This is a genomic window from Thermodesulfobacteriota bacterium, from assembly GCA_040758155.1.
GTDB lineage: Bacteria > Desulfobacterota > Deferrimicrobia > Deferrimicrobiales > Deferrimicrobiaceae > UBA2219.
Genome location: JBFLWB010000014.1, coordinates 1 through 7,425 on the forward strand (window position 1 = coordinate 1; position 7,425 = coordinate 7,425).

At 68.1% G+C, this 7,425-nt stretch carries 9 protein-coding genes; 5 read left to right on the plus strand and 4 right to left on the minus strand.

From position 1 onward, the window contains the following. Positions 1-719 (plus strand): MFS transporter (locus AB1346_01035; GenBank protein ID MEW6719012.1); only part of this gene is annotated, 719 nt, incomplete at its 5' end. Here the strand turns inward: AB1346_01035 and AB1346_01040 are convergent. The 4 genes from AB1346_01040 to AB1346_01055 are packed head-to-tail and all read right to left on the minus strand — an operon-like array spanning position 685 to position 3,360. Further along, a complete protein-coding gene (locus AB1346_01040; protein ID MEW6719013.1) occupies positions 685-1,389 on the minus strand; it encodes a lysophospholipid acyltransferase family protein in 705 nt (234 codons plus the stop codon). The genes AB1346_01035 and AB1346_01040 overlap by 35 nt on opposite strands. After that, positions 1,386-2,072, minus strand: a complete 687-nt coding sequence (locus tag AB1346_01045; GenBank protein MEW6719014.1) for an endonuclease III — start codon at positions 2,070-2,072, stop codon at positions 1,386-1,388. The genes AB1346_01040 and AB1346_01045 overlap by 4 nt, the downstream gene beginning before the upstream one ends. Beyond that, a complete protein-coding gene (locus tag AB1346_01050; protein ID MEW6719015.1) occupies positions 2,069-2,362 on the minus strand; it encodes a LapA family protein in 294 nt (97 codons plus the stop codon). The genes AB1346_01045 and AB1346_01050 overlap by 4 nt, the downstream gene beginning before the upstream one ends. Next, a complete protein-coding gene (locus tag AB1346_01055) occupies positions 2,359-3,360 on the minus strand; it encodes a cation diffusion facilitator family transporter (GenBank protein ID MEW6719016.1) in 1,002 nt (333 codons plus the stop codon). Before AB1346_01055 ends, AB1346_01050 begins: the two co-directional genes overlap by 4 nt. Positions 3,361-3,442: 82 nt before the next feature. Between AB1346_01055 and AB1346_01060 the strand changes: the two genes are divergently transcribed. From AB1346_01060 to AB1346_01075, 4 genes are read left to right on the plus strand one after another with little or no spacing between them, the layout of a single operon-like run. Then, on the plus strand, positions 3,443-4,357 hold the full coding sequence (locus AB1346_01060) for a branched-chain amino acid transaminase (GenBank protein MEW6719017.1): 915 nt from the start codon (positions 3,443-3,445) through the stop codon (positions 4,355-4,357). Then, on the plus strand, positions 4,351-4,989 hold the full coding sequence (locus tag AB1346_01065; GenBank protein ID MEW6719018.1) for a radical SAM protein: 639 nt from the start codon (positions 4,351-4,353) through the stop codon (positions 4,987-4,989). Before AB1346_01060 ends, AB1346_01065 begins: the two co-directional genes overlap by 7 nt. A gap of 1 nt (position 4,990) precedes the next feature. After that, a complete protein-coding gene (queC, locus tag AB1346_01070) occupies positions 4,991-5,692 on the plus strand; it encodes a 7-cyano-7-deazaguanine synthase QueC (protein MEW6719019.1) in 702 nt (233 codons plus the stop codon). Positions 5,693-5,705: 13 nt separating this feature from the next. After that, complete coding sequence (locus AB1346_01075) at positions 5,706-7,277, plus strand: 4Fe-4S binding protein (protein ID MEW6719020.1); 1,572 nt, start codon at positions 5,706-5,708, stop codon at positions 7,275-7,277. Positions 7,278-7,425: the final 148 nt, after the last annotated feature.

The following is a 7,425-nucleotide window of genomic DNA, read 5'->3' on the forward strand; positions in this document are numbered from 1 at the left end:
GGGTCGGGGAGTGGGTCATCCGCCAGGCGGGATTCGCCGGCCTGTTCGCCGGGGCGTCCGCCGTCGCCGTCCTTTCCGCCCTTCTCCCGGCCGGCATGCGCGAGCCCGCCGCGCGGGAGCGCATCTCCTTCGCGTCGCTCGCGGTCTATCTCACGCGGCCGTTCCTTCTTCCGAACACCGCCGGGTGCCTCTTCGGCATGGCGTACGGATCGATCTTCACGTTCCTCCCCGTCTACCTGCTGGGCGGCGGAAGGGGGTCGATCGGCGTGTTCATGTTCGTCTACTCCGCCACGGTCATCGCCACCCGGGTGATGGGGCGCCGGCTCCTCGACCGGCTTCCCCACGAATGGGTGACGCTGGTCTCCCTGCTCCTGCTGTGCGGAGGGAACCTGCTGATCCCCTTCGCCGGAGCGGGGGCGGCGCTTTCCGTCGCGGGGGCCGCCGCGGGGGCGGGTCACGGGCTGCTCTTCCCCGCCCTCTCCGCGCTGGTGCTGGAACGGTCGCGGGGCGAATCCGGCGGGATGGCGATGGCGATGTTCAGCGGGTCGTTCGACATGGGGATGGTGACGGGAGCGGCCGCCTTCGGGTTCGTCGCCGAGCGCTTCGGCTACGGGGCGATGTTCTGCGCCGCCGCCGCCGCGGTGGGGGCGGGGACGCTGGCGTTCTACCTCTTCGATCCGGCGTTCAGGAAACCAGCGCGTCCCGAACCCGGGCCATGAGCTCCGGGATCTCCGCCTCGGCGCGCCCCGCCGTCGGGATGGGGTCGAACAGCTCGACGACCACGCGCCCCGGCCGGGCGGCGATCGCTCCGTGCGGAAGAACGTCGCCGCTCCCGGAGATCCGAACCGGGACGATCGGGAGCCCCGTCCGGATCGCGATGTGGAAGCCGCCCTTCTTCAGCGGCTGGAGATTTCCGTCCTTGCTCCTCGTCCCCTCCGGATAGATCAGGATCGACTGGTTCCCGCGGAGCCCCTCCGCCGCGTTCGCCATCGCCCCGCGCGCCTGCCGGGCGTCGGACCGGTCCACCATGATCTGCCCCAGCGAAAGGAGGACCCACCCGAAGACCGGGATCCTCGCCAGCTCCTTCTTGAACACCCAGAACATCGGATGCGGGATCGCATACGCCAGCGAGGGGGGATCGACGTAGCTGATGTGGTTCGCCATGAAAACGTACGGCGCGCTCCGGTCCACGCGGTCCAGGCCGCGGACCTCCACCTTCACCCCGAACACGAACAGGGCGATGCCGGAATAGATCTTCGACAACCAGAGGAATATCTTCCCCTTCCGGTGCCTGCCGGGGGCGATCATGCCGATCAGCGCGGCAGGAACGCCCAGGACGAGCGTCAGCAGCGCGATGAAAGTCCATTGGAAGACAGCCCGGATCGTCAATCGGCCCTCCCCCGCCGGACGGCCTTCGCCCCGGTCGGGCAGACGGGAAGCAGCGGGCACGACGGGCACAGCGGGTTCCGCGGCCTGCACAGCTCGCGCCCCAGCCGGATGATGTTCAGGTGCAGCGGGACGTGGGCTCCCTCCGGGATGTGCGGCTCGAGCAGAAGGGCCGCCTTCGCGAGAGTGGACGACGGAGGGACCAGCCCGAGACGCCTCGTCACCCGGAGGATGTGCGTGTCGACGGGGAATGCGGGGAACCCGAGGGAGAACAGCAGCAGGATGTTCGCGGTCTTCACGCCCACGCCCTTGAGCGAGACGAGCCAGGCGCGCGCCTCCTCCATCGGCATCGCGCGGAGGAACTCGAGGGTGTAGCCGCCCCGCTCCTTTTGAAGCCGAGCCAGCGCGGAAAGGATCGCCGCCGCCTTCGCCTTCGCCAGCCCGCCCGCGCGGATCGCGCCTTCCAGCTCCGCAGGCTTGGCCGCGGCCAGCCGCGGGACCGTGGGGAACCGTCTTTTAAGCGAGGCGAACGCGCGGTCGCGGTTGGCGTCGTTCGTGTTCTGGGAAAGGATCGTCAGGACGAGGTTGTCCAGGGGGGACGTCTCGTGCCCGCAGAGCCCGGGGCTCCCGTACCGTCCGGCGAGCAGGCGGGCAATCTCGCGCAGCCGCGCGGGAAGGTCCTTCACGCGGTTCCTCCCGCCTCCGGGGGTTGCGGCTTCTGCGGCTCCGCCTTCCGCCTCAGCGTCTCGATCTCCGCCTTGAGGGCCTTCACTTCGGACCTCCGGCGGAAGTATCCCGGCAGCGCCGCGAATCCCGCTCCCAGCACGCCGGCCGCGAACGAGGCGACGATTACCACGAGGAGCTGCGTTTCGCCGGTGAGGGTCAGGAAGCGCACGGTGATGATTCCGGGGTTCTGGACGGCGAACAGCGCCACCAGCGCCAGGAGGATGACGAGGAACAGCATCGAGCCTTTCACCGGGCTTCTCCTTTCCTCCGGTCGTAGCCGGGGCCGTCGAACTCGTGGACCATCTTCCGGACCCGGGCGCACTCCCGTACTCCCCCGCAGGCGATGTCGCAGGGGTCGATGTGGGTCACCACCTGGGCGGTCCCGAGGAGCTCGTGGATCTCGTGCTCCAGGTGGTCCACCACGCGGTGCGCGTCCCCCAGCGGCAGCTCCCGGCACATCACGACATGGAAATCCACGTGCAGCTCCGGACCGGACCGCCGCGTCCGCAGGGCGTGGTAATCCCGCACCATCGGCCGGTGCGCGTCGATGATCCGCTCGATCTCCCGTACCGTTTCCCTCGGTAGCCCCCGGTCCAGCAGCTCCTGCGCCGCCCCGGCCAGCAGCGGCTGCGCGACGACGAAGATGTAGACGCCCACCGCCAGCGCGATCCCCGGGTCGAGCCACTTCCACCCGGTGAGCCGGAACAGCACCAGGGAGAACAGGACGCCCGCCCCCGAGTAAACGTCCGTTCGGAACTGGAGCGAATTGGCGACGAGCGCGGTGGAGCCGCTCGCCTCTCCATCCTTCCGGATCCGCTCGGAGAGCCACCACGAAGCCGCCATCGAGAACGCCATCACGAAGATACCCGCGTCCAGGCCGATCCCCGCCGGCGCGACTCCTTCCCGCAGGCGCCGGACCGCCTCCCATACCACCCCAGCGCCCGTCAGGGCGATGACGCCCCCCTGGAGCAGCGTCGCAACGGTCTCGACCTTCCCGTGGCCGTACGGGTGCGACTCGTCCGCCGGGTCCATCGCCTTGCGGACCGAGATCAGGTTGACGAAGGACATGAGGATATCCCCCATGTTGTCCGCCGCGGAGGCGAGGAGGCCGAGGGACCCCGCGAGGATCCCCGTCGCCAGCTTGAGGAGGCACAGGGATATGCCGCCGGCCAGGGAGAGCCGCGCGGTCCGGAGGCGAAGCTCCCTTTTTTCCCGGGGTCCCGCCGGCGCGAAGGAGTTCTGCGGCAAGTCCTTCCTCTTCCTTGATTTGACACCGTTTCCGGCTGTTGCAAGAATATCACATACCCATGCGGAGGGAGGGCGGCCCGCGGTGCAGAAGCCCAGGAAGATCTGGTCCGACGGCAAGCTCGTCAACTGGGACGAGGCGCAGGTACACGTCCTTTCCCACACGCTGCATTACGGCCTGGGGGTGTTCGAGGGGATCCGCTGCTACAAGACCGACGACGGCGGCTGCGCGGTCTTCCGCATGAAGGAGCACGTCGACCGGCTCTTCGCCTCGGCGCACATTGTACAAATTGAAATCCCTTTCACCCACGAAGAGATATGCGCCGCCATCCACAAGACGCTGCAGGCGAACGAGCTGGAGGAAGGATATATTCGGCCGATCGCGTTCCTCGGGGAGGGAGAAATGGGGCTGTTCGCCCGGTCCAACCCTGTCCGGGTGGCGATTGCGGCCTGGCCCATGGGCGCCTCCCCCGGCGAGGACAGCCAGAAGAAGGGGATCCGCGCGAAAGTTTCCTCCTTCGCCCGGCACCATATCAACGCCGCGATGTCCAAGGGGAAGGTGTGCGGCCAGTACGCCAACTTCGTGCTGGCGAAGTGGGAAGCGGTCAAGGGGGGGTATGACGAGGCGGTGCTCCTCGACGCGGAGGGGCACGTCGCGGAAGCCACCGGCGAGAACGTTTTCATCGTCCGCAACGGGATCCTCCAGACGCCGCCGCTGACCTCCGTCCTGCCGGGGATCACGCGGGACTCGGTGATCACGATCGCGCAGAAAATGGACATCCCGATCAAGGAATCCCGGCTCACCCGCGACGAGATGTACATCGCCGACGAGATGTTCCTCACAAGCACCGCCGCGGAGATCACCCCCGTACGGGAGGTGGACGACCGGAAGATCGGCGCCGGGAAGCCGGGGCCGGTCACCAAGCAGATCCAGGCGTATTTCTTCGACATCCTCCGGGGAAGGAACGCCCTGTTCCAGCACTGGCTGAGCCGTTGCTGACCGTCACGGAGATCTTCGCGAGCATCCAGGGGGAGACATCGTACGCGGGGTATCCGTTCGCCTTCGTCCGGCTGACCGGGTGCAACCTGCGCTGCCGATACTGCGACACCGCCTACGCCTACGATTCCGGCGTGGAATTCTCCCTGGACGACGCGGTTTCCCGCGTCGCCGCGTTCGGGTTGCGCCGGGTCTGCGTCACCGGGGGGGAGCCGCTGCTCCAGGAGGAGGCGCCCGTCCTCGTGAAGGCCCTTCTCGACCTCGACATGCTGGTGCTCGTCGAGACGAACGGCTCGATCTCCCTGTCCTCCCTCGATCCGCGGGCGGTGAAGATCATGGACGTCAAGTGCCCCGGATCCGGGGAGCACGGAAGGATGCTCTGGGACAATTTCCGGCACCTCGGGGAGCGGGACGAGGTGAAGTTCGTGATCTCCTCGCGCGAGGATTACGAGTTCGCGCGGGAGGTGCTGGAAAAACGCCGCGGGAAGTCCCGTTGGGAGGTCCTTTTCTCCCCGGCCTTCGGGTTCCTCCCGCCGGAGAAGCTCGCCGGGTGGATCGTGGAGGACGCGCTGGACGTCCGGTTCCACCTCCAGGTCCACAAATGCGTCTGGGGGCCTGACCGCCGTGGGGTCTGACATGGACAGGCAGGGGAAGCCGATCGGGATCGCGCTGGTCAGCGGCGGGATGGACAGCCTGGTGATGGCCGCCTTCTGCCGCCGGGAATGCGAGCTGGCGCTGCTCCACGTCAATTACGGGCAGCGCACGGAGGCCCGGGAGCTCGCCTGCTTCGGGCGGATCGCGGAATTCCTGGAGGTCCCGCCCGGGCGCCGGCTGGTCGCGGACATCGGGTACCTGAAGACGATCGGCGGAAGCGCGCTGACCGACGGGTCGATCGAGGTCCCGAAGGCCGACCTGGAGCGGCGGGACGTTCCGGTGACGTACGTCCCTTTCCGCAACGCGCACCTGATCGCCATCGCCGTGTCGTGGGCCGAGGTCCTCGGGGCCAGGAACATTTACATCGGGGCCGTGGCCGCCGATTCCTCCGGCTACCCGGACTGCCGCCCTGAGTTCTACGAGGCGATGAACGAGTCGATCCGCCGGGGAACGAAGGAAGGGAGCGGCATCGTCGTCAAGGCGCCCTTCATCGGGCTCAAGAAGAAGGACATCGTCCGGATGGGGCTGTCGCTGGGCGTCCCCTTCGATCATTCCTGGTCCTGCTACCGGGAAAGCGGGAAGGCGTGCGGGCGGTGCGATTCCTGCGCCCTGCGTCTCCGGGCGTTCGCCGAGGCGGACGCGGCCGATCCGCTGCCGTACGAAACGCGGCCCGATTACAAGTAGGGCGGACGACACGGTGCGCACAGCCTCCGACGCGAAGCGGACCGCCCGGCGGATCTCCCAGGCGGCGTTCCTCGCGCTTTTTTTCGTCCTCCTGATAAAGACCGACTACGGCGGCGGCGACGAGCTGGCCTACCCGGTGAAGGTCTTCCTGGACGCCGACCTCCTCGTGCTCGCGTCGTCGCTCCTTTCGGCGCACAAGCTCCCCGCGGCGCTTTTCCTCGCGCTTGCGATCGTGCCGCTGACGCTTTTGTTCGGACGCGCGTTCTGCGGCTGGGTCTGTCCCTTCGGCACGCTGCACCACGCGGTAAGCTACGCGGGACGGCCCGCGGCGCCGGAGCGGGGGGTGAAGACCGCCGGCAGCCGCTGGAAATACTTCGTGCTGCTGTTTTTCCTGGGCGCGGCCCTCCTCGGCCTCCAGGCGGCGGGGATTCTCGACCCGATCTCCTTCCTGATCCGCTCGCTGTCGCTTTCGATCCTCCCCGCCGTCAACGCCGCGCTGCGCGGGGTCCTCGAATGGGGGTACGCCCTCCCGTCGCGCCCCGTTTCGGACCTCTTCGACGGCGCGTACACTTTCCTGCAGGCACATTTCCTCCCCTTCCACGCCTCGCGGTACGGGCAGGCGTTCCTCTTCTTTCTGCTGCTCGCGGGCGTCCTCGCGCTGAACCGGTACCGCACGCGCTTCTTCTGCCGCTTCGTCTGCCCGCTGGGGGCGCTGCTGGGATGGTTGTCCCGCCTCGGGCTGCTGCGCCTTTCGATGAACGAGAAGTGCACGCGCTGCATGGCGTGCCGCGACGCCTGCGCGGGCGGCGCGAACCCGCACACGCAGGGGAACTGGTCCCCCTCGGAATGCGTGACCTGCTTCAACTGCTCGGCGGTCTGCCCGGAGGACGCGCTCTCGTGGAAGTTCTCCACGGAGCGGGGCACGGAGGACCGGGTGGACGTGCGGCGTCGTTCGGCGCTGGCTGCGCTTTCATTCGGCGCCGCGTCCGCGCTGGTGCTGAAGACCACCCCCGCCTCGGCGTTCCCTTCTCCCTCTCTCGTCCGCCCTCCCGGCTCCCGGAAGGAGGACGACTTCCTCTCACGCTGCGTCCGCTGCGGGGAATGCATGAAGGTCTGCATCACGGGAGGGCTGCAGCCCACGCTGCTCGAGGCCGGCCTCGAAGGGTTGTGGACCCCCATGCTGATCTCCCGCATCGGCTACTGCGAGTACAACTGCACCCTCTGCGGGCAGGTGTGCCCCACCTCCGCCATCCGGAAGATCGGCCGGGAGGAGAAGCGCAAGACGGTCATAGGGCTTGCGTTCGTCGATCCGTCCCGGTGCCTGCCCTTCGCGCAGGGAACCCCCTGTATCGTCTGCGAGGAGCATTGCCCCACGCCGAAAAAGGCAATCGTCTTCCGGGACCACCCGGGGAAGGGCGGGGCCGTCGTCAAGGTCCCGGTCGTGGAGACGGACCTGTGCATCGGGTGCGGAATCTGCGAGTACAAATGCCCGGTGGTCGACCTTGCGGGGATCCGGGTCACCTCCGTCGGCGAGAGCCGCAACCCCGACAACCGGCTAACCCGCATTTCTCACCAGCGTCCGTAGCGAGGCGGGGGAGACGGACGCGGCTACAAGGCGTCGCGACCGAGGGCACCGGAGGCGCACTTGACAGTGCGTCGAGGAGCCCGACCGAGCGCAACGCAGTAGACATGCCCGTATCCGCCGCCGCAGTAGGAGGCTGGTGAGAAATGCG

Excerpts from the sequence above, each read along its gene's own strand:
- queC (MEW6719019.1), top strand. The coding sequence starts at position 4,991 with ATGGACAGGCAGGGGAAGCCGATCGGGATCGCGCTGGTCAGCGGCGGG.